The sequence below is a fragment of the Desulfosediminicola ganghwensis genome, assembly GCF_005116675.2.
In the GTDB taxonomy this organism is placed as follows: Bacteria; Desulfobacterota; Desulfobulbia; order Desulfobulbales; family Desulfocapsaceae; genus Desulfopila; species Desulfopila ganghwensis.
Window position 1 is genome coordinate 2107361 of sequence record NZ_CP050699.1, and the last position, 22816, is coordinate 2130176.

The 22816-nt window shown below is 49.8% G+C and carries 14 protein-coding genes, 1 pseudogene and 1 riboswitch; of the genes and pseudogenes, 6 read left to right on the top strand and 9 right to left on the bottom strand.

Features of this window, described 5'->3' with window-relative positions; translation table 11 throughout:
• Positions 1-38 precede the first annotated feature (38 nt).
• Positions 39-153: pseudogene (locus FCL45_RS25250) on the bottom strand (hypothetical protein); the annotation flags it as partial.
• A 464-nt stretch (positions 154-617) separates the two neighbouring features.
• Positions 618-691, top strand: a riboswitch (cyclic di-GMP riboswitch).
• 245 nt (positions 692-936) lie between these two features.
• Between FCL45_RS25250 and FCL45_RS08910 the strand changes: the two are divergent.
• Both FCL45_RS08910 and FCL45_RS08915 read left to right on the top strand, forming a co-directional pair.
• On the top strand, positions 937-2583 hold the full coding sequence (locus FCL45_RS08910) for a hypothetical protein (protein WP_136798227.1): 1647 nt from the start codon (positions 937-939) through the stop codon (positions 2581-2583).
• Positions 2584-3251: 668 nt separating this feature from the next.
• Positions 3252-5423: an aryl-sulfate sulfotransferase gene (locus FCL45_RS08915; RefSeq protein ID WP_136798228.1), complete on the top strand. Its 2172-nt coding sequence runs from the start codon at positions 3252-3254 to the stop codon at positions 5421-5423.
• Positions 5424-6264: 841 nt separating this feature from the next.
• On the opposite strand, the gene FCL45_RS24835 is transcribed toward FCL45_RS08915, so the two are convergent.
• The 4 genes from FCL45_RS24835 to FCL45_RS08935 form a co-directional block, all read right to left on the bottom strand.
• On the bottom strand, positions 6265-6819 hold the full coding sequence (locus tag FCL45_RS24835; protein ID WP_136798229.1) for a glycosyl hydrolase family 8: 555 nt from the start codon (positions 6817-6819) through the stop codon (positions 6265-6267).
• The gene (locus FCL45_RS24840; RefSeq protein WP_136798230.1) at positions 6819-7613 is read right to left on the bottom strand and encodes a glycosyl hydrolase family 8; all 795 of its coding nucleotides are present in this window, start codon (positions 7611-7613) and stop codon (positions 6819-6821) included. Before FCL45_RS24840 ends, FCL45_RS24835 begins: the two co-directional genes overlap by 1 nt.
• Before the next feature lie 160 nt (positions 7614-7773).
• Complete coding sequence (locus tag FCL45_RS08930; RefSeq protein ID WP_136798231.1) at positions 7774-10797, bottom strand: glycosyltransferase; 3024 nt, start codon at positions 10795-10797, stop codon at positions 7774-7776.
• Positions 10763-11083, bottom strand: a complete 321-nt coding sequence (locus FCL45_RS08935; RefSeq protein ID WP_167495807.1) for a hypothetical protein — start codon at positions 11081-11083, stop codon at positions 10763-10765. Before FCL45_RS08935 ends, FCL45_RS08930 begins: the two co-directional genes overlap by 35 nt.
• A gap of 1074 nt (positions 11084-12157) precedes the next feature.
• Here FCL45_RS08935 and FCL45_RS08940 point away from each other — a divergent pair.
• Both FCL45_RS08940 and FCL45_RS08945 read left to right on the top strand, forming a co-directional pair.
• A complete protein-coding gene (locus tag FCL45_RS08940; protein ID WP_136798232.1) occupies positions 12158-13291 on the top strand; it encodes a pyruvate flavodoxin/ferredoxin oxidoreductase in 1134 nt (377 codons plus the stop codon).
• Positions 13272-14585, top strand: a complete 1314-nt coding sequence (locus FCL45_RS08945) for a thiamine pyrophosphate-dependent enzyme (RefSeq protein WP_136798233.1) — start codon at positions 13272-13274, stop codon at positions 14583-14585. Before FCL45_RS08940 ends, FCL45_RS08945 begins: the two co-directional genes overlap by 20 nt.
• A 22-nt stretch (positions 14586-14607) precedes the next feature.
• Here the strand turns inward: FCL45_RS08945 and FCL45_RS08950 are convergent, their stop codons facing one another.
• The 4 genes from FCL45_RS08950 to FCL45_RS08965 all read right to left on the bottom strand — a co-directional run bounded on the left by FCL45_RS08950 (position 14608) and on the right by FCL45_RS08965 (position 18142).
• A complete protein-coding gene (locus FCL45_RS08950; protein WP_136798234.1) occupies positions 14608-15627 on the bottom strand; it encodes a type I glyceraldehyde-3-phosphate dehydrogenase in 1020 nt (339 codons plus the stop codon).
• A 255-nt stretch (positions 15628-15882) separates the two neighbouring features.
• Complete coding sequence (tpx, locus tag FCL45_RS08955) at positions 15883-16383, bottom strand: thiol peroxidase (RefSeq protein WP_136798235.1); 501 nt, start codon at positions 16381-16383, stop codon at positions 15883-15885.
• A 196-nt stretch (positions 16384-16579) separates the two neighbouring features.
• The gene (locus tag FCL45_RS08960; RefSeq protein ID WP_136798236.1) at positions 16580-17512 is read right to left on the bottom strand and encodes a rhodanese-like domain-containing protein; all 933 of its coding nucleotides are present in this window, start codon (positions 17510-17512) and stop codon (positions 16580-16582) included.
• A gap of 144 nt (positions 17513-17656) precedes the next feature.
• The gene (locus tag FCL45_RS08965) at positions 17657-18142 is read right to left on the bottom strand and encodes a DUF3465 domain-containing protein (RefSeq protein WP_217907701.1); all 486 of its coding nucleotides are present in this window, start codon (positions 18140-18142) and stop codon (positions 17657-17659) included.
• A 397-nt stretch (positions 18143-18539) separates the two neighbouring features.
• Between FCL45_RS08965 and FCL45_RS08970 the strand changes: the two genes are divergently transcribed.
• Both FCL45_RS08970 and FCL45_RS08975 read left to right on the top strand, forming a co-directional pair.
• Positions 18540-19634, top strand: a complete 1095-nt coding sequence (locus FCL45_RS08970) for a deoxyguanosinetriphosphate triphosphohydrolase (RefSeq protein WP_136798237.1) — start codon at positions 18540-18542, stop codon at positions 19632-19634.
• A gap of 507 nt (positions 19635-20141) precedes the next feature.
• Entirely contained in the window at positions 20142-22811 is a 2670-nt protein-coding gene (locus tag FCL45_RS08975; protein ID WP_136798238.1) for a valine--tRNA ligase, read from the top strand.
• Positions 22812-22816: the final 5 nt, after the last annotated feature.

Consider the following 22816-nt stretch of genomic DNA (forward strand, 5'->3'; position numbering starts at 1 on the left):
GGAGGAGATGAAACTTTCCGCTTATCTGCCCCGTGTACCCCCTTGGTCTTGGGTAGTGTGCGAAACTGGCGATGCACCATGCACCGCCTCAATGGTATTTGTGGTGTAGATGATCCGCCATATCTGTGCCGGGTACTGGAAATATTGCCCCAGTCTTTCCCAATTGTTGCGCAATCCCTGAATGTTAGCTTAGTCTTGCTGGGGGATGGTTATAAGTATCTGAAATGTTGTATAAAAAAATAGACGATACCGGCGCCATTCCACCTTGGTCCATTTAGCTCGTTCATATTCCTTTGGACGAGAGACTTAACGGTTGAAGGCTAATTAGCTCTTCATTTCACTCAATGTCGAGCGAGAAATTTTTGTCTGTACAGATATATATACGATATCGGAGTTATGATGTGGCCAGATTTAATTAGAGATACCTGGATCCGGCTTCAGAGTGTTTATGATAATCAGCTTTGATTTGATATATATCAATGATGTTGGAATCGTAATGTAAATAAGAAATTAGATTGATGTATTGACAATGTTATAATAAAAACTTTGCTTTGCTGAATTGCTTTTGCTAATATTTTACTAGCGAAAAATGACAAAATATAATTGTTATAGTTAATGCAAGATAAAGCCAAACCCGCCGCAAGACGTGGACGGAAAGTTGCGGGTCTCAAGAGATCGCCGGACTACCTCGGAAATAGGTTGTCCGGTTTTTGCGTTTTTAATAATTGAACAACTATAAAATTAGCTGAAATTGGTGTCGGTGTGCTTGGATTCCTTTATTTATTTCAAGCTGACAAGTATTCATGATGAAGGCTATCAAGTATTTAAAAGTGTTTATTGAAAACTGTTTATTTTGTCATCTTTAATTTAACTGCCTTTTCATGATCCTTGTTGGCAATATCGGAAAACAATTGTCTAAAATTTAAAGGAGGAAACATGAATAAGAAAATCATGGCATTATTACTGTTGATGATCTTTTCACTTCTCAGTCCTTTCAAAATATGGGCACTGGGTGAAGGACAACTCAAACGAATCGCAACCGGAGGATTCGGTGATTCAGCAAACAGCTATACCTGGGGGCTGACCGAGTTTAATGGTGATGTGTACGCTTCAACAGTTCGTCATCATTTGTGGAGCATAATGCAGGCAATGCCTGGTCTTCTTCCTGATGGTGACTTTCCGATTGATCCAACTACGGCCATTGAAGGTCCAGCTGACCCGGTGTGGGGCAGTCCTGGCTATGCCGCCGAGATGAGAGGGCAAATTTGGCGATTAAAAGATGGCATATGGGAAAAAGTGTACCAGTCCATGACATTCGAGCTTCCATATCCGATAATTGTTCCAGATTATGGGTTGACGATACCAGCCGGTACGTATCCTGTGGCCTATGGATATCGGACGCTTGGTACCTTCAACGGTCATATATATGCCCTGGGGGTGGGAACCTGGATGCCGCCCATGCCTTTTAGCAGTATCGTTCGCTCAGCTACCGGTAATGAGGGTGATTGGCAGGATGTCAGCGGACCTTTAGCAAATACCACTAATGTCAGGGGATTTGTTGAGTGGCAGGGAAAAGTTTATGTTTCAGCTTCAAAGCCCGGAACAGATCTGGGATCAGCCGGCGGCTGTGTAGTCTTTAGCTCTCCAGATGGCGAAAACTGGTCTGAGATGAGCGAGATCGGGTTTGGCAACCAGGACAATGTGGAAATCTACTATCTGTCAGTATTTGATGATCATTTGTATGCTTCCACAGTCAATTACGTGACCGGCTTCGAAGTTTGGAAAACCGACGGCACAGAGGAAGACGGCAAATTAGTTTGGACCCCCGTGGTCGTCGATGGCTTCGGAGACACCTGGAACCAATACGGCATGACCATGCAGCCTTTTGGCGAGTACCTCTACATAGGCAGCGCAGTTGGAATTGGCATGGTGATGAAAGATGGCGAACCGGTCGGAACCCGGCCGATCGATATCATAAGAGTTGATAAAGATGACAAGGCCGAGTTGATGGTCGGCGCCTATTTCCCGAGCGATCCCCCTCCCGGCTGGCCAACATTCAGAATCCCTAAAAGTTATATCCCCGCTGGATTCGGTAACCCATTCAATGGCTATGCTTGGCATATGGCCGTTTATAAGGGCGAGTTGGTTGTCGGCACGCTGGATATGAGTGGGACGATACTTAGAAATCTCAAAGAATTATTAATTGAAGATCCTCAGGCAGCGGCGGATTTAGTACAAAATATTACCGATACATCTTCACCTTCCACCATGTTCCCGCTTCAGATCCTAAACCAAATTGACTTCCAAGATGGCGACCAGGTTGCCGTTGCATTAAAGCTTATTGATTACTTGATCAAAAAATTTGGCGGTGCAGATCTATGGAAGACTAAAAATGGAATAGATTGGGAGCCTGTGACCTTGAGTGGCTTTAAAAATTCGCTCAATTACGGAATAAGAAGAACAGTTCCGATTGTCGACGAAAAAGGGAGAGAGCATTTGTACATAGGTACAGCCAACCCATTTACAGGCTATCCGAATGGAGGATGTGAGGTGTTGGCAACACCACCTGTAAAGATAAAGTAAATAACAGATAGTAAGCCTGGTAAATATTCTCACAAACCACAAAGGACAGAGGTTTTTTTAGCCCTGTCCTTTGTGGAATGGCAATAAATGCTGAAGGGAGAATAAACTAAACCAGAAGTAAATGATCGAACTGTGAAATACAGGTTAGGTTTATCTGCAGTAATTGAGCTTCAGATAACTGAATCGTTTAAAAATCGCTGATATCTTCCATATCTTATTACTCGATAACCACTCAGACTCAGCAAGATTGAGCAAGAAGGGAGGTATGAGGAGTAAGGTGTAAAGCTTCTTTCTACTTTCATCACTCATTTGAAACTAGAAATAGCTCAAAAGTTATGGATAATTTTGTCATAACGTCCAGCTCTGTAAATACGGTGCTCCTTATAACACCCACACCCAAATCCTTACAAACATTAGGCTGATAATTAGTGAAATTCAGAAAGTCTTTCAGCCAAACGAAATCATTGCCATTGGCCCCGCTTTTAAAGCAATAACAGGCATTTCAATATTTTGGTATAGATACGGGATTAGCGTGAATAGAGGTTGCCGCGGATTTTTTTTAAGAGTCAACAATTGCGCTCATGTCCCAGTTTTATTCATTTATTGAGTGACTTGAGGGGTGCGGGCCTCTGCTTGAACCCATCTGTAAAAAGTGAGGAGGTGTATGAATGAAACGAAAGGGTATTAAACAATTTAGGACCTTCCTTTGCACCGCTGCCTTGGTTAGCGCGTTTTTTGCAGTCATCACCATTGAAAGCGCCATAGCGGCTGTCACACTTTCCCCCAGTTTGCCCTCAGGAGCACCGGTGGGATCAAATATCACCTGGACCGCCTCCACCGATTCCGAACCGACTGCCATGCATTACCGGTTCAAGGTTCATCGGAATGGCGGCCCTAATCTTATCGTCCGCGACTTTGATATTTACAGCTCATTTGATTGGACACCGCTGGAAGAAGGTATGTATAAAATCTCCGTGGTAGCCAGAGATATTAGCGGGGAGCTGCAGGAAACCAAAACACGCTATTTGGTCAGTTCCCGGGTGGCGGAAGGTGATCCAGTTATCACGGCGACCCAGCATCCACTGGTTGCACTCTATAGCGTGCCCATTACCGTCTCCGGTGCAGAGGTTCGCGTCCAGTTCCGCGTCCAAGGCGATGAAACCTGGAAATCAACGCCCTACAAGCGCTGCAAGGCACACCGCAGTACCAACTTCCTCGTTGCCGGCATGATGCCGGAGACAGATTACGAGATGCGCCATGAAATCACGGTTGGCAATCATATTCAACAGGTTTCCGGAATTTCTGTTTTCACCACAGGTGCTTCAGAGATCCCGGATTGGGGTTTTAGTGTCACTTACGGTCCCGATCCCGACACCAGCCTGTCCGATGATGTGATCGTTCATGCGGTGCTTTTCGGCGGAGAAGGAGAGAACGTGGGACTCGGTTGCCCTGTGGCAACTGATCTGAATGGAAACTTGCTCTGGTACTTCAAGAAGCCGTTGGATTTTATGCAATACGCAGGTTCGTTCTTGATGTCTTTTCCACCATCGATGTCTGGAACATTCCTTATTCCCATGTCCAGACCGACCATTCCTGACGTTATCCCCGGGCCGATTCGGGGGCAGCTTCTGAGGGAAATCGATCTGGCGGGAAATACGATTCGTGAAACTAATGTGGAACGAATAAACGAGCAACTCATTGCGATGGGATATGACCCCATTTATTATTTCCACCATGACGCCAGGCGTCTGCCGAACGGGCATACCCTGGTGATGGCCGGAGTCGAGAGAATCCTCGAAGATGTTCAGGGCAGTGGACTCGTGGACGTGGTGGGCGATGCTATCATTGATCTGGACAAAAACTTTCAAGTAGTGTGGGCCTGGAACACTTTCGATCATGACGAGTTGCCAGTGACCCGTCGGGCGCTCCGTGATGAAGAGTGCACCGGTGCACCGGGGGTAGGCAACGTTTGCGGACCCCTGCGCCTGCTCGGCGATGGTCCGGACCAGGCCCCTGTGGCACATGATTGGACCCACGGCAATACAGTTACCTACGCGCCGGCGGACGGAAGCATTATTGTCTCCTTCCGCCATCAGGATTGGCTTATCAAGATCGACTACGGTGACGGCAAGGGTGCGGGAAATATTCTCTGGAGACTTGGCAACGAGGGAGATTTTGATATCGAACAAGCGTATGCAGGTCTCTTGGACTCTCACCCATGGTTTTCCGGTCAACACCAGCCTATGGTCTACGCTCAAAATGAGATAGTGATCTACGACAACTCCAATGCCCGGAATGAAAATGGTGATGATTCCGTTGCCAACAGCAGGGGGCAGGTATACATCTTAAATGAAAAGGGTGGAACAGCGACTTTGGTGACCAACGCCGATCTCGGCGTCTATGCGTCTTTTCTCGGAAGCGCTCAGAAGCTCTCTAATGGTAACTACCATTTCCTGTCCGGCGGGATCGCCGGCGATCAACCGTCTCCGGTTCCCGGTTTTCCAGCTGGCCTCAGTGAATCCACCGAGACCTCTCCCGATGGCGAAATTACCTATACGCTCCAGGCGCCGCATCACACCACCTACCGTTCGTTTAGGATGAAAGGCATGTACCGGCCCGCGGGAATTCCTGGAGATGTCGATGGTGACAGCGATGTAGACAGGTTTGACCTGATTCTGATCAAATCCAAGATAAACCAACAGGTCGATGACCCCGACGATCCCTGCGACCTGAATGGTGACGGCTCGATCACCTTTGAAGATATGATAGAGGCGAAAAGTCAGTGCACTCTGCCATCTTGTAAGCCGTTGAACTGGGTGGATACTGTGAAAGGCTACTAAGCGCCTGAACAAGCCCAGCTCAGGATTCATTTACATTGGCAGCGCTCACCTTTACCGCAACTGTTGAGGGTAAAAACCAGCCTGACTTTGCGTTTGTCAAATTCAAAAGGTTTTATCATTAAAAAACGGGGCCGTTATAGTCGGCCCCGTTTTTTAAAAGGAACTTTCTTTTCGCTGTAATCCTGTCGACTCGAAGCTTTGTGCGAAGTCTGACCTGTGACAAGTCCGACTGATGTTCTCTATAATATCAGATGCATAGAAAACCTGGCGCAATACATCCTCCCAACACTTGCTCGCTTGCTAAGTTGAGCTATGGCGACAGTACCGGAACGGTTATCTACCGTTTTAAGATGAGTCATGGCACCAACAAGAAGATCTTGGATTGTACGAGGAAGACAAGTCGAAGTGGAATAGGGCGACCTGCTTCCCCGGATTTTGTTGAGAGCATTATCTGGCCGTATGAGGATGGATGTGCCGATTATGAGCAGCCTTTTGTTGATGTGCAAACACTGTGAGATTGGATGAGCGGGGATGCTGTTGCCATAGAAGGGGTTGGCTGGAAGTCGCCGCATATTAGGTATTTGATGTCAGTGCAGGGTTGGTTTGATCCAATGAGTCTGAGTGAAAGAATCGGTGTGAACCTGTGGTGGAGGAGACAGCCGGAGGGGTTGACACGCAGTTGAGGTTTAGGAGGAGAAAAACTCACAAGATCGGGGTGAAACGGCCACGATGGTAGTCGTAATCGTGAAGGTTTTATCAGGAAACCGGTTTGGGGGACAGTCGTAAAAGGCAAGTACGCATCACCCACTTACCTGAAATGAAGATTCCAGTACAAACAAAGTCAGAATTCAGGTGCCCACCAGTTGCCTGAGAGGATGATCAAAGTGAGCATTTTCAAGGTGTTTTCATAGTATCTTTTGGGGCCCACCTTGAATCCTTTTTCTCTCAACAGGAATGCCCACAAATGGTCGAGCCATAGCTGGTTATTCTCGTCAACCATGGCGCTGACCGCTAGGGGACCCGTAAATGCCGCTGAAGAATAATCGCTGCCAGGCACCATTTCTCCGTTGAGATAATATCCCGCCTTAATCCGCTCGGGCTCACCATTCGTGGATAGCATGACCCAACTGTTGATGCTATCCAGTGCCTCTTTGGCTCTGATGTCACCGTAAATCAGGTAATCGGTCGCTAGACGCCACGGAGTACGGCAGGCGTTTTTGTAATAACTGCCGTCATAGTCGGATTCAAGAAAATGCTGGCTGGCAGGGGCGGGTATGACGTTGGTATTCTGGATGAAATCGGGTAACAGGCCTGTTTGCGGGCTGTATTTCTTCTGCATGCGCTCAACCAGGTAATAAACTCGGTCAATGACCAAACGCCATTTTTTATCGGCCATTACTTTTTCGAATGCCTAAAGTGGTTGACGATAAAATCGGAGGTGCGGGTGTCGAAAAAGAAAGGATCAGACGGTGAAATCCAGTTCCCCAGATTCGGGGTCCAGGTATCGGAGTTGACCTCATAACGCATGATATCCCGAATGAGTTTTTTTGCTTCGCCGAGATAATTTATCATGCCATTACTGCCCCATTGGTTATGGGCAAGCAACAGTGCGTAGGCGATATCAATATCGGCGTCGGTAGAGGAATAGTTCCCGTCGCCAGTATTCGTTTTTGGAGCATTGCGACATCCGGCGACCTGATTCCATGCCATCAGCGAGCTACCGCCCTTGTTACTTATATGTGCTCTGTAAAAGTTATACAGTCCATCGAAGATTTTTTTTGCATCAGAATCATGCCCTGCCATATAGGCAACAATGATCATGCCGTACCCTTGGCCCTCAGAAACCGAAATTGAGTCCAGGGAAGCGTTGCCACTATCAAAGGCGGAATCAAACCAGACATATATTTGGTCTGAACCGCAATCATCTTTCAGATAACGAGCCTTCCACGCCTCATAGAACACCTCGGTGGCTTTATCCATTCTTTCCTGGTCGACGTTCGGCTTGATGGTGCCAGGCGTATAGGAAACATGCTGTGGAAAAGGTCTTTTGGCCTTCCCGAGCCATTGGCCGAAAACATAGCCACCAGTGAATACGCTCGCTTTGTCTGGTCTGTTTATTACAATGTAGCTGACAATCAGTATGAGAAGTAAGGGGATCAGTAATTTAGTCACGTTTTTGTAACGAATCATCTGTTAACCTCTTCGATTTTCAGGGCACCTTTAACAGATTCCGCTTTTTCGGCCGAGCCCCCCAGGGCCCTCAGTCGCCGAGCAGGGAGTGGTCTGAAAAGCACTTGCGGGAATCCGCCCGGGCTGTTTCAAGTCTGGGTATTTTCATGAAATATTCGAGCTAGGCTGCTTCAACGGTTCCCGCTCGATCGAGTTTGTTCCACCCGACGAGCTGGCCCCTCAGGGAAGCGATAATAGACTTGATCGCTACGTAATAAAGCAGTTGGCGATAAAAAAAGTGTTGGGGAACAACCCAGAGCAATAACCGTTTATCCTCTTCTCGCTCCATGAAAAAAGCGATGGTGGCCGACAGAAGATCCGCCGCCAGAAATATGGAATAAAAACAGAAAATTCTTAGCAGCGTGTCGGGGGAAAATTCAGCGGCATGCTGCCAGCGATTTAGAGCCGCCGACAGCAGTGACAGCAGCAGAACAAGATCCATTACGGGGGATATCAGGGGGAAAAATATCTGGTGCAGGAGGAGATTGGGCAGGGAGAAAAAACCAAGAAATCCATTCTTTGGGCGGAACAAAGCGTCCTTATGCTTCCAGGCCACCTGGAACGTGCCGAACATCCAGCGAAAGCGCTGACGTAAAAAGCCTTTGATATCTGCCGGGGCTTCGGTCGAGGCGATGGCCTTCTCTTCATAGCAGACCTTGTATCCCTGCTTGATGATCTGGACAGTCAGGTCGGAGTCCTCGGCGAGGGTATCGGCACTGAAACCGCCGGTCTGCTTGAGAGCTTCCCGACGCCATGCGCCGATCGCCCCGGGGACAACCGTTATACCGTTCAGCACATCAAGGGCGCGGCGGTCCATATTCTGGCATGTTATATATTCGAGCGCCTGCCAACGGGTTAAGAGGTTAATCCGGTTGCCGACTTTGGCGTTGCCGGCGACGGCCCCTATGGCAGAGTCAGAAAAGCGCTTTGCGAGGAGCACCAGGGCATCTTTAGCGATGACTGTGTCGGCGTCAAAGGTGACGATTATTTCTCCCAGAGCGTGCTCGATGCCAAAATTGGGTGCCTGATGTTTGCCCCCGTTTGGAATCGAAAACATCCTGATTCTTGGATCCTCGCTGTAGGCTTCCTGCACAATTTTGTAGGTGGCGTCCGTCGATCCGTCATCAATGATTAGAATTTCAAAGGACTCGGGATGCCGGGCAATTAACAACGAATCGATGGTTTTTCGGATGACCTTTTCTTCGTTGTAAGCCGGAATGAGAACGCTCACGAAAAATTCTTTTTCGGGTAGGTGAGCAGAACCATTTTTCCGGACCATTCCCAAAAGCGCGATTCCCATGATGAACAACGTTCTGCTTAACCCCAGAATGATTCCAGTTACGAACAGGACCGAAAGCACATCCTGTCCTAAATTTATAATATTGAAACCAAGATTCCGCCCCCATTCGCTCCAGGTACTTTGTTTTGAAGTCTCGGGCATGACCTCAGCCCTGGTCTTCCCGGTAAGCTGCGAAACAGTGACGAACTCATACCCTTTCTGCCTGAAGGCATGAATGATGCCGGGCAGCGCCTTGACGCTTTGCGAGCGATCCCCCCCCGCATCGTGCATCAGTAGGATATTACCCCCGTATGCCGCCTCTTCCTCTAGGGCTTTCTTGACCATTTCCCCGGCACTCAGTTCTTGCCAGTCATGGGTATCGATCTTCAGCCCGACTTCCTCGTAACCAAGACTGCTGATCAATTCCAAAGGTCGCAGCTCCTTTGCGGTCACGGGTTCCGAATCGGTGTTATAGGGGGCTCTGAAAAGGCGCGTGCCTCGCCCGATCACTTTCTCCAACAGCAGTTCCGTTGCTTTTATCTCGGCCCTCAACCGCAACCAGGAAATCTTTGAGATATTGGGGTGGGTGAAGGTATGGTTGCCTATCTCATGGCCTTCGGCGAATACCCTTTTCAGCAGAGAAGGATATTTCAGGCCGTTATATCCGGTGATGAAAAAGGTAGCCGGTACCTGCGCCTTTTTGAGCGCATCAAGGATCAAAGGGGTGTAGCTCGGGTTAGGGCCGTCGTCAAAGGACAGGGCGACTTTGCGGTCCGCGGCACCGGAGAGAGAAATCAGACTCGGGAAGGGAAAGACGGTGTATTGATCGGTTATAATCAGACCGGTGTTTTTATCAAAATCGATCTCTCTTTTCCCCGAGGTGGCTTTCCGGACCATGCTCATTACTTCACCGTCGCCTTGGTAGTCGGAGGAGTAATCATAATCAATGGACCCCAGTGCACCTGCAGTCCGGCCGTTGAAATCAGGTGTATCTCCCAGTACCTCCCAGACCATCGGATCTTCACTGCCCAGACGCCACAGGGCAATTCCGAACGGTTCCAACGGCTTGGCCATGGCCATCTGGTTGAAAAGTGTGATGGCGTCAAGCATCCAGACCTGGTGTGTATTGTTGTTTTTATCCTCGTACTGAAACATTGGGTTCAGGGAAAATGGATCCATTGCGATTTCCCCTTTGGACCAGGTGGCGGTAAACACGACGTCCTTAAAGGTTCTAACCTCGGCCGGGCCCTTGGCCGCAGGCAATCCATCCTCTCCGGCTTGTTCGCTCATCTCCCAGTCATAACTGTAGTTTCCCAACGTCAGGATCATCTTTTCAGATGGAACATCTCCCTGCAGTCTCCTCATAGCGGATGAAAACCAATCCATGCTCGCAATCGGCCCGGGAGAACCCGTTGACCAATGTTCGTCATAGGCCATCACAACCACATAGTCGGCCAGTTCAGAGATTTTCCGGTAATCATAGTCATCGTTATCGGCTGGAACGGCTACCAAAATAGCCAGATCCGATGCATGAAGTGCGGAGCGAAACTCGTCAAGGAATCGATAGTAGACTGGCAGGCTCTTTTCAGTAATAGCTTCAAAGTCGATGCAGATCCCGGCGAGCTGGTGGGTTTGTGTATACTGAAGCAGTTGCAGGATTGCCCTCTTTCTGGCTTGGGGCTGGGCCAACATCTGGGATAGGGACTCGGAATCCCATTCGAATTCGGAAAAATTAGACACCAAGCCGATCACTTTCGTATCCGGCTTGTGTGAATGGATGAAATCCAAGACCTGTTTCCGGTCAGCTGAGTTATCTTCAGTCAAAGACCCATCACCGGACGCAAGATGCATCCCCAATGACCACATCCAGTTTTTCTATGTGGGCCTTTAAGGACCTGTAACTGTTTCTATCCCAATGAACATGGAATCCCACTGTTATGGGTGACCACCCTGGGCTGAGCCTCTTCACCGTTTGCGTCAGCCAGAGAGGCCGTTGCAGAGGTTTGAATTGCGGGTAGAGAAACAGGTTCATCAGAAAAAGGGTAAGCACCAACGTCAAAAAGACGGCTAACAGGGTGACAACACCTTTTACACGTGGCCAACGTTTATTTCTGGGGTCAAAAAAAACGGGTTCATCTCGCTTCTTAACCATGAAAACCACCTCTACAGCCCTATGAAACTCGCCTTGCGAAATCAGGACCACGCTGGCACTGTCATTAGATATCAGCGATTATTTAGACCTAATTCCTTTAATAAGAACAGTTTCAGCGGCCATTGCAGACTCTCCTGCCTGATTTCAAAGCCGATCAGCCGACACAAGGTTAATTGTCCCGAACAGTCTTGCCGCTGACTACTGCAGAGACAGAAGACAGGAGTTCAACCGAAGTCAGACCAACATAACCACACTCTCAAAATGCTGCCTGTGAGACAATGAAAACTCTACCTGCCGAAAATTCTTGGCATTATCAAACGGCAACATAAATGAGCATTGGGTGCGCCAGGATGAAATCAAAATAAACTTTACAGTTGAGCCATATTTTTATTTTTTGTCTGATACTTACAATCTAATCTCAGCCTATTACCATACCGAAAAATTGAGAATTATTTGTATCGCTCAAAATGAACATGTGCTCTGATAGTTAATAAATATTAGGCAGTTGTTATTGGCCTTGCCTGAGCTGGAAGCTTGACAGGCATAAATGATGAGGAGGTATTTATTACCCGCATTGTTCCGGTATCCTAAAATAGGAAATCAGTGGTGCCAATGCACAATCCTAGCACGTGGATACTCTGCTTATCCAATTATTTTGGGCAGGTTTTTTTTGAGTTGAAATTCATTTTTATGTTAGGATATTGGTATGTTCAGGACAGAAGTGATTGGAAGATTTTGTTTTTTCTTGCCCTATCGGTCTAGTCCTCGGTCCCGGTTTTTTTAAAAAAAGCTACTACGCAGTATCATTCCGTTTTTTTCCTGGTTAATGGATGAATAACCTAACCTCAGACCTAGGCTGGCGGTGTCGGGGGGAACCACTCACGGAGCCTTCATTCGGCACGATGATTGCCATCCAATATTGGGCTCCCACATTAAATTGACACCAGGCTTTATGATGTTTCAGATCGGATCTGGAATTCTGCAGCTATCTTTGGGGCAATCTTGTGCAATGGTCGAAGTTATGACAAAATATCGGAAATGTAGGACGCTCAGGAAAAATCCGGAGGTGTTTACATGTCCCCATATTTTATCGATGGAAATGAGGCCATTGCCAGGGCAGCTGTAGAGGCTGGTTGTACGTTCTTTGCCGGTTACCCGATCACGCCCGCCACCACTATCTTCAATCACATGCTGAAACTGTTACCTCCTGCTGGCGGTATTTGTCTGCAGGGGGAAGATGAGATCGCCTCAATCGGTTTCTGCCTTGGTGCCTCCATGGCTGGGCGAAAGGTAATGACCGCCACTTCCGGGCCAGGTTTGAGCCTCATGAGTGAGCACATCTCTTTTGCGATTGGCAGTGAGATTCCCATTGTCATTGTCAATGTCCAGCGGCTTGGGCCGTCCACAGGATCGGCGACCAAAGGAGCTGATGGAGATATCCAGTTCATGCGTTGGGGCAATAGCGGCGGCCTGCCGGTGATTGTTTTGGCTCCGGTGGATGCCGGTGACTGTTACCGGCTCACCCATGAGGCGTTTAATCTGGCTGAGCAATATCGCTGCCCGGTCTTTATCGCTTCTAACAAAGAAATTGGACTGACACGGGAGAGCGTTGACCTGGGCTCGCTGGAGCTGGGCGAGAAGATTCAGCGGAAATGTGCACAGCCTTTTCAGGATTACCTGCCGTTTCATACTGCTGATAATGAAATGGTGCCGGATTTTTTGCCGATCGGTGGTGATGCATTGGTGCGGCAGACTTCATCGTCCCATGGTCCGGATGGGTATTTGACTGTTGACCGCCAGCTGATAAATAGTTCCATGGATCGCCTGCTGGCGAAACTGAGAGATGGGGGGGCGAGCTTATCATTGCATGAACTTGATAATGAGTCAGGGGCGCAGCGGCTGATCATTACTTACGGGGTCACCGGGAGGGCAGCCAAAGAGGCTGTGGAAAGGCTCAGGGCAAAGGGTGTGGCTGTATCGCTGCTGGTGCTGAAGACTCTCTACCCCGTACCGGAGGAGCTCCTTAGAAATATTATCGCCTGGTTCAGGCTGGTCATCGTCATAGAGATGAATATGGGACAGTATGTCCGTGAAATAGAGCGCATCGCCGGTAATGTTCCGGTATTGAACTATGGCCGTATGGATGGGGTGCTGATCAGCCCGGAAACTATTGTACAGGTGGTGGGCGATGAAGACCTTGCTCAATGACAGGCGGCCTCTGGTTTATTGTCCCGGCTGTGACCATGCCAATGTCGTCCAGGCCCTGAACAGGGCTTTGATGCAGTTGAAACTGAGTGGCAATCAGGTTGTTATTGTAACCGATATCGGCTGCTCCGGTCTCTTCGATACTTTTTACAATACCCATGCCCTGCACGGGCTGCATGGGCGGCCACTGACCTACGCCACCGGATTGAAGCTCGCCAGGCCGGAGTTGACGGTCATTGCGGTTATGGGTGATGGAGGCATGGGGATAGGTGGAGCGCATGTGATTGCAAGCTGCCGCAGGAACCTCGATATTAACCTGTTGGTGCTGAATAACTTCAATTATGGCATGACCGGCGGACAATGTTCTGTGTCGACGCCACAACAGGCGATAACCAGTTCGGGCTTTTTGAATCAATTGGAGCAGCCTCTGGATTTCTGCAAGCTGGCTGAAACTGCTGGTGCGAGTTGGGTCGGACGGTTTCTGCCGGAGGAAAAAGAGCTGGCTGCAGGCATATCGGAGGCTGTCTGCCATCATGGTTTTTCCGTTCTGGAGGTGGAGAATGTCTGCACAGGCCGTTATGCCAGGGGCAACCCGCGTGCTTTGCGGGAGAAAAAGGAACACGAGCATAATCCGCTGTTTTCAGGAGTGGTGTCGCGAAACGAAAGATTGGAATATGGTGATGGGTATCGAAGGCTTGCTGCAGAACAACCGGCAGAGGAACCGTTTACTGAAATTGCAGTGGAGCAGACTGCGGCCATTGATGACAGGTGTGAAATCATGTTGCTCGGTGCCGCCGGGCAGCGAATGAATACTGCGGGTGAAATACTCTGTTTTGCGGCAATGGCTGCGGGGCTGCAGGTGACCAGAAAAAGTGATTATCCGATAACGGTGTTGCGTGGTCATTCCGTTTGTGAAGTGGTCTGTTCGCCACAGCCGATTCGCTATACCGGTATTGCCAGACCGGATGTCATTCTGGCACTCGCCCCGGAAGGAGTTGAGAGAAAAAGGTCTGTTTTTGAGAGCGTAAAGAGTGATTGCCTTATCATCAAAGCGGCGGACGTCGAGATTCCACCCAGTCAATGCCGGATTATCGAAATTGACTTTCAGCAGCAGTGCGGCATTACTTTCATTAATAGAGGTGTCGCTGCCCTGGCGGTGTTGTCGTGTGTACACCCAGTGCTAAACGCTAATATGTTCCGGTCCGGTCTCTTTTATCGTCTCAAAAGCAGGCAACTGGAGATGGCCCTGGTGACAGCAGGGAGGATATCCAGCTGGTTCAAGGAAAATCCGCAATGAGTTGTACGCTGTTCGCGGATTCCTATTCCGCCAGTTGCAGCCAGGTGTGACCAACCTCAATCATCCTGTTGGCAAAACCCCATTCATTATCAAACCAGCATATTAGCTTGACCAGAGTCTCACCACTCACGCGGGTCTGGGTGGCATCGAGAATACCGGAGTGTGGATCGGTATTGAAATCCACCGAGGCGTGGGGTTCCTGGGTGTAGCCAAGCAGTCCGTTCAGGTAGCCCTCGGCTGCCTGCTGCAGGATTTTATTCACATCTTCCGCACTGGTAGGTGTGGAGACGTTCACCGAAAGATCCATTAGCGAGACGTTAATGGTGGGCACACGCAGGTGCAGGCATTGGAAGCGGTCCTGCATATCCGGGAGGATGCGCTGGATGCCTTTGCTCAGACCGGTATCCACCGGGATAATGGAGTGCAGTGCACTGCGGGTCAACCTGAGGTCAGTGCGATGGTAGCTATCGATCACCGGCTGATCATTCATCGAGGAGTGGATGGTGGTGATAACGCCATGTTCGATGCCAAGGTGGTTGTCGAGCAGATCGATTATCGGCACGATACAGTTGGTGGTGCAGGAGGCGTTGGAGACGATTTCATGTTCCGGTTTAAGCTGGTCGTCGTTTACACCAAAGACTATGGTCGCATCGAGGTCCGGGTTGCCGGGATGGGAAATTAAAATGCGTTTCGCACCGGACTCAAGGTGCAGGCTGGCGGTGTCGCGATCGCTGAACGAGCCGGAGCATTCAAACACCAGATCTATGTCGAGTTCTGCCCATGGCAGGTTCTTGGGGTTTTGTTCCCGAAGAATGCGGATCTTGTCGGGGCCTATATGAAGATAGCCCTGGTCGTTATGAACCGGCAGGGGGAAACGCCCGTGGGTGGTGTCATAGCGGGTCAGGTAGGCTAAGGTCTCGATATCAGCCAGTTCATTAATTGCCACTACGGTGAACTGGTCCCGTAAGGGGCTGGTATAGATGGCCCGAAGTACACATTGGCCTATTCGGCCATATCCGTTGATCGCAACTCTGTAACTCATAATATTGCAGCTTAGTCTGGTACGTGAAAGGTTCCGGCGCTCTGCCGGTAAGTTTGTGCGGCTGAGTTACGTAATATAAAAAGCAGCAGAAGTTTACAATGATTTTTTCAGACTGAAGGAACGATTAATTTGAAAGAGGGAGGGTGGTCTGGTCGGAAGGGCAGGGAACTCCACACCGATGAATATCGGTGTGGAGTACAGTGGATGAGAGCTCTGTAATCTGCAGAGATCACAGTAATCGGCTCGGGCTTGCCATCAATTCAGTTGTGCCAGTGCAGCATCATAATCAGGCTCCTGGGTAATTTCAGGTACCTGTTCGGTGTATTTGACAGTCCCATCAGGGCCGATCACTACGATGGCCCGGGAAAGCAGCCCGGCAATTGGTCCGTCGTTGATGGTTACACCATAATCCTTGCCGAAATTCGCAGCCCTAAAGACGGAGCAGGGGACGACGTCGTTCAAGCCGTCTGCCCCGCAGAATCGGGCATGAGCAAAGGGCAGGTCTGCAGAAACACAGAGCACGACGCTATTGTCCATGGTGCTGGCGGCTTCGTTGAATTTTCTCACTGAAGTTGCGCAGACATCGGTGTCAACGCTGGGGAAAATATTAAGTACCACGTTCTTGCCGGCAAAATCAGCAAGGGAGCAATCGGAGAGGTCGGTTTTGGTAAGTTTGAAATCTGGTGCTTTTTGACCTGTGGCAGGCAATTCTCCGACAGTGGTGATTGCATTTCCTTTGAGGGTAATATTCGCCATGGATAACTCCTGAAGGTTATATGTTCTTTAAGAATCGACAAATAGCAATATGCTGATATTTTGATAATGATTATCATTAACGACAGATGCTGTCAAGAAGTAACCAGTATTTTATGCTCAACATTCAGAAAAAATCAGTTGCCGGCAAGGGACCAATATCTTTCCTTTAAGCGTCCCACGTCCCACGTCCCACGTCTCAACTCTTCTCAGCAATAACCAGCAGTTCTATTGAAATGTGATCGAACACTGTATGCATTCCAAGGTGTTCATAATATTTACCGGAGCCGTAGATTATGCCCCAGAGGGTTCTGTCCAGCTCGAAATGGGAAGAGAGGTGCAGTTTGCCATCCCCGCCTTGAACCACAGTGGCTTCAATGTTCAGGTGATTCTGTCTGCCGCGCAGATCGAGCATGCCGCTCAGTTCACAATTAGGCACGGTGGGAAAGGCCTGATTATTGAGTCGGCCACTGGGAATATCGAATCGGGCTCCGGGGTAGACATCGACATAGAAAAAATCATCTGACTTCAAGTGAGTGATCAGAACCTGCTCAAGCTCATCTCCTTTCAGGTTGATATTTTCTATGGATTCCATATCCACCAGCAGGCTTCCCTGGATTGACGAGCCATGCAGGGTGAAGTTGCCTCCCGAGAACAGCACTGTTCCGTAGTGACTGGAGTTAGGGTTTCTGCCGATCCAGAATATTCTGCTCTCAGGAACTGAGACCTTGTAACTGCCATCTTCCAGCAGGTATTGGTCTGTCAGGCTGGCAGCGGTTTCGGTGTCGCCTTCCAGTGGCAACCCGGACTGTCGCCAGTGATCGATGCCGCCCTCGAGTACGGAGATGTTTGAATAGCCGTCGGCAATAAGCTTTTCTGCGGCGGTCCTGGAATCAAGGGAGTTACTGCTCGAGCCATAAAGCACGATGGCGGCCCCGCTGTCCCGACAGAGCGTATTTATCTGATTGACAAAGGTCATGTCATATACGCAGGCGTTGACAGCTCCGGGGAGGTGTATCGCATTGAAGTGTTCTGCCGGCAGGGTGTCTATGAGTAAAAGTGCGGGTTGCTGTTGCAGCATGGTCTGTAATTCTTCCGGGCTGATTATCTTGAATGACTGCCAATGTCTCATAATAGCCTCCGTAGAGGGAGATTTCAGGGGTGTTGGAGAATGGGTGTCGCTACAGCTATTTTAGCCGTTACTGGAGAAATTAACAGGGAGGCAGCACTGTTTAGCCTGAATTATGCTCTTTAGGGCATTGTCTTACGTCCGGTCCTATTGGAACTTCCGGCCATTGTGGCTGAGCCAGCCACTGGGATGTGTTCCGTTGGGGTCACGGTGTGTCCAGTGTACGATGCCGCCTCTGTCGTTATAAACATAGCTGCCACGAAAACTGATTGAATCGCCTCTGGCAATATTCGGGATACGCGGTGCAATATCTATATTGTGAGCGATCAAAAGTGTCTGGCCATCCGCAATTTTGACGATAAATCGCTGGTGCCGTGAGCCTTTGGTGTCGTCGGGGAGCACTTTCACAACAGTGCCGCTCCCTTCAACCATCACTTCCTGAAGCTGCTCCTGAAAAGCCACTGAAGCGGAGAGATAGCTGCCGGTCTGCTGCTGGATAGCTCCTCTGTTGTCACTGTTGATTTCGGTGCCGGGATTGTTAATTCCGGTCAATCTGCCAATGAGCAGGGCCATGATGGTGAGCAGAACGAGAATGGCGGCGCGTCTGAACCGGGATCGTTTTCCTGCTGACATTAGTAGTTCCCCAGGTGTGCTGTATTTTAAGTTTTGAGTGGCAGTATCGGGTTTTGATTTTCTGACAAACCCGCCAGGCTCCAATGGAGAATAAAAAAACTCGGCTGTAATTGACACGTTGTGTTCGAATCTTTCTTTGAAAAGGGTAAACCTGAAATATTTCCGGGCTGTTCCAGGTAACATTACGTGATTCTGCCTTTTACGGTTGTGACTTTGAGTGCGCTATGCCACCGGCAGGGTGGAGCAACTCGGCATTTTTTGTGCTGAATCCATTGGTAAATACGTGGACTTTCATTGTACTGAAAACGTTTCCTGCTTGCGCTCACGGTTAGGGAGGTGTAAACACAGATAATTGAGACTCGATACGTGAATTTGGAAATCAGTTTAAAAGATCAAAATGGCATTTGTACCCAAAATCGGCACTTCAATCAAGCGACAGCTTGAAGAGCATGAGGCAGAGTGTCTCTCTCCCTACGCGGCCCTGAATAAACAATCGCGCGGCCGTCAGATTGAGGAGAAAGAGGATATCTCGGATATTCGTCTGCCGTTTCAAAGGGATCGGGATCGCATTGTCCATTCCAAGACGTTTCGCAGGCTTAAACATAAAACCCAGGTTTTCCTTGCGCCCACCGGCGACCACTACCGCACTCGCTTAACTCACGTTCTTGAAGTTTCCCAGATTGCCAGAACGATCGGTGCCGCCCTCTGTTTAAACGAGCCGCTCACCGAAGCGATAGCCCTTGGTCATGATCTCGGGCATACCCCGTTTGGCCATGCCGGCGAGGCAACCTTGAACGAACTGCATCCCGGTGGTTTTCGTCACTACGTGCACAGCCTGCGGGTGGTGGATAGACTGGAAAGTGGTGGCAAGGGACTCAATCTGACCTTTGAGGTGAGAAACGGTATCGTCCGCCACTCGAAAGGGAATTCAGATATTATCCCGAAAAACAAGGGGCACCTGGCGGCCACGTTGGAAGGTCAGGTGGTGCGGCTGGCGGATATCATCGCCTACGTAAATCACGATCTCGATGACGCCTTGCGCGCCGGTCTGCTCCGCGAGGGAGATCTGCCGGATGGCATCAAAAAAGTTGTTGGCGAGCGTCATTCCCAGCGAATCGGCACCATGGTCCGTGATCTGATTGTCGAAACCCTGCAGGCGGATGATGGCCAGTTGCATATTAGTGATGCTATGCTCGGGGCGATAAGCGATCTGCGCGCCTTTTTGTACCAGAACGTCTACCGCTATTACCGTGTCCATAACGAGTTTGAAAAGGCCCAGAGGATTATTCGTGACCTTTATGGGTATTTCCTTGAAAACGGGCTGGTGCGCAGGCGTGGCCGGGAGTGGATAGCGGACGGTAAAAACGTGCTGTGGGAAGATGAACAACGGGCCCACAGGCAGGTCTGCGATTTTATCGCCGGCATGACGGATCGCTACGCACTCGACCTCTACGAGCACCTCTTTCTTCCCAAACCGTGGTCAATGAGGTAGTCTGGCAATGGCCGAAAGCGATGATCAGCGTCAGATTCTCCATAGACGTTTTTTGAGGCTGGCAGCTGCAAGGTAAACAGATGTTATGAAACGGCTGGTTCCCAACGGGTGGAACCAGCCGTTTTTTCATGAAAGCATACATAAAAACTGTTGAACTAAAGAGCGTTCATAGTTAGTTTCTGGAGCATTCGGTTAACCGAACCTCTGGATATTTCTTTTAATTGTCAGGTGAGTGCGGCGCTGTTGCCAGTATATCCATACATTTATGGTATGGCTGTGCCTCTGTCGTAATGAAGTGCCCTGACAGACCCGGAGAACAATCGTACACTAATCTGTATTTCTCATCGGTTCAGGCGGTGTCAGTTTTAAACCTTTGGCAGGAGCACGTAGCAGGTTATTTGAGGCTATGTCCATTACTAAAATATCGAACTGGCGTTGCAGAAGCTGATTTCCCCCAGGAAATGCAGGTTTTAAACATCAATTATACCCCGTAGAGCGTCACGAATTATGGCACAGAAAGAAGACAAGCTGTTGAGCAAGGGATACGAATTTTCCAGCGTTGAAGAAAAATGGCTGCAGAAATGGACCGAAGAGGGCTGTTTCGATGCCAAAATGGAGGATGGAAAGCCATCGTTTTCTGTGGTTATCCCGCCGCCTAACGTGACCGGTGTACTGCATGTTGGTCATGCCCTGAACAATACTCTGCAGGACATTCTGGTTCGTTACCACCGCATGTGTGGTGATAACACCGTCTGGGTACCGGGAACCGATCACGCGGGGATTGCCACCCAAAACGTGGTTGAGCGTCAGCTGGCCACAGAAGGTAAAGGACGTCATGATCTCGGCCGCGACGCGTTTATCGAGAAAGTATGGGAGTGGCGCAAAGAGAAGGGCGGCACCATCGTCAACCAGCTCAAGAAGCTTGGCGCCTCCTGTGACTGGGAGCGAGAGCGGTTCACCATGGATGAGGGTCTCTCTGATGCTGTGCGTGAGGTTTTTGTCCGCCTGTATAAAGAGGGGCTGATCTACAAGGGCGACTATATCGTCAACTGGTGTCCGCGCTGTCACACCGCGCTGGCCGATGACGAGGTTGAACACGAAGATACCAAGGGCAAACTCTACCATGTCCGCTACCCGTATGCCGATGGCTCAGGCTCAGTAGTTGTGGCCACCACCCGCCCTGAAACCATGCTGGGCGATACCGCGGTTGCTGTGCATCCGGATGATGAGCGCTACGCCCATCTGGGTGACATTGGTATCAGGTTGCCGCTTACTGACCGCGTCATTCCGGTGGTGTATGACCACCATGCCCAGATGGAGTTTGGTACCGGTGCCCTGAAAGTCACTCCTTCCCACGACCGCGACGACTACGAAATCGGCCTGCGCCATGATCTGCCGCTGCTGAAGGTGATGGATGACAAAGGCGTGATGAACGAGGAAGCGGGAGAATATGCAGGTCTTGATCGTTTTGAGTGCCGCAAGAAGATTGTGGCAGACCTCGAAGCACAGGGGTTTCTGGTGGAGATCGAGGATTATGACCATGCTGTCGGTCACTGTTACCGCTGTAAGACCGTAATTGAGCCGACCACCTCCCTGCAGTGGTTCGTTTCCGTTCGTCCGCTGGCAGATAAAGCGGTTGCCGCGGTGCGGGACGGCGATATCAATATTTACCCTAAGACCTGGTACAACACCTTTTACAGCTGGATGGACAATATCCGCGACTGGTGTATCTCCCGCCAGATCTGGTGGGGACACCGTATCCCGGCCTGGACCTGTGAAGATTGCGGTGAGCTGATCGTTGAATCAACCGACCCGACCAGCTGCCCGAAATGTTCTTCGACCAAGTTGGTTCAGGAAAATGACGTACTCGACACCTGGTTCTCTTCTGCGCTCTGGCCATTCTCCACCATGGGCTGGCCGGAAAACACCAAGGAATTGCAGACATTCTATCCCACCTCGGTGCTGATCACCAGCTTCGACATCCTGTTCTTCTGGGTGGCGCGCATGATGATGATGGGCATCCATTTCATGGATGAGATTCCATTCAAGGATGTTTACCTGCATGCCCTGGTTCGCGATAAGCATGGCAAGAAGATGTCCAAGTCCACCGGCAATGTAATTGACCCGTTGGAAGTAATGGCTCAGTACGGAACAGACGCCATGCGTTTTACCCTCACCGCTTTTGCTGCCCAGGGCCGCGAGATCAAGCTGGATGAGGACCGCATCGAAGGCTACCGCCACTTCATCAACAAGATCTGGAACGCGGCGCGTTTCGCGCTGATGCACGTGGGTGAATGTGACAATTCTGTTAAGAAGGTGGTGGAGAACCCGAAAGAGTTGCCGCTGGTTCACCAGTGGATTCTCTCCCGCACTGCCACCACCATCGAATCGGTGCGCCGGGGGCTTGACGAGTATCACTTTAACGAGGTGGCTTCTGCGAACTACCAGTTTATCTGGGGTGAGTTTTGCGACTGGTATCTGGAGTGGATCAAGGCGGATCTGTTCAGCGATGATCCCAAGGCCAAGGAACAGGCCCAGGGCGTACTGCTCACCGTGCTTGAGACCATCCTGAAACTTATCCACCCGGTTACTCCGTTTGTTACCGAAGAGATCTGGAGTGCACTGCCAGGCGAGCGTAGCCCGCTGATGACCAGCGAGTTTCCGGAATTGCAGGAGGGCTGGAAGAATCCTGAAGCCGAAACTCAGATGGAGCTTTTGATGGGCGTGATCACCGGTATCCGCAATATTCGTAGTGAGGCTGAGGTGCATCCTTCCAACAAGATCGACGCCTTTGTCAATTGTCCGGATGAGACCCAGCGCACAACTATCGCCAACTTTGCTGCGGCCGTCTCCGACATGACCCGCCTCAGCTCGTTTACGGTGCAGGAGAGCGGTGAAAAACCTGATGATGCCGGAACCTATATTTACAATGATATAGAGATATTCGTACCACTGGCCGGTCTGGTTGATGTGGCTGCCGAGCTTGAAAAACTGGCCCGTGAACGTAAGAAAGTCGAGGGCAAGCTGAAGCAGGTGAATGGCAAGTTGGGCAACGGGAAATTCCTGGCCAATGCACCGGATGCGGTGGTTGCCAAGGTCAAAGAAGAAAAAGAACAGCTCGACGCGAAACTGGCCAAAATTGGTGAAGCTGAAGAGCGTTATAAAAAGATCGGCTGATTAGA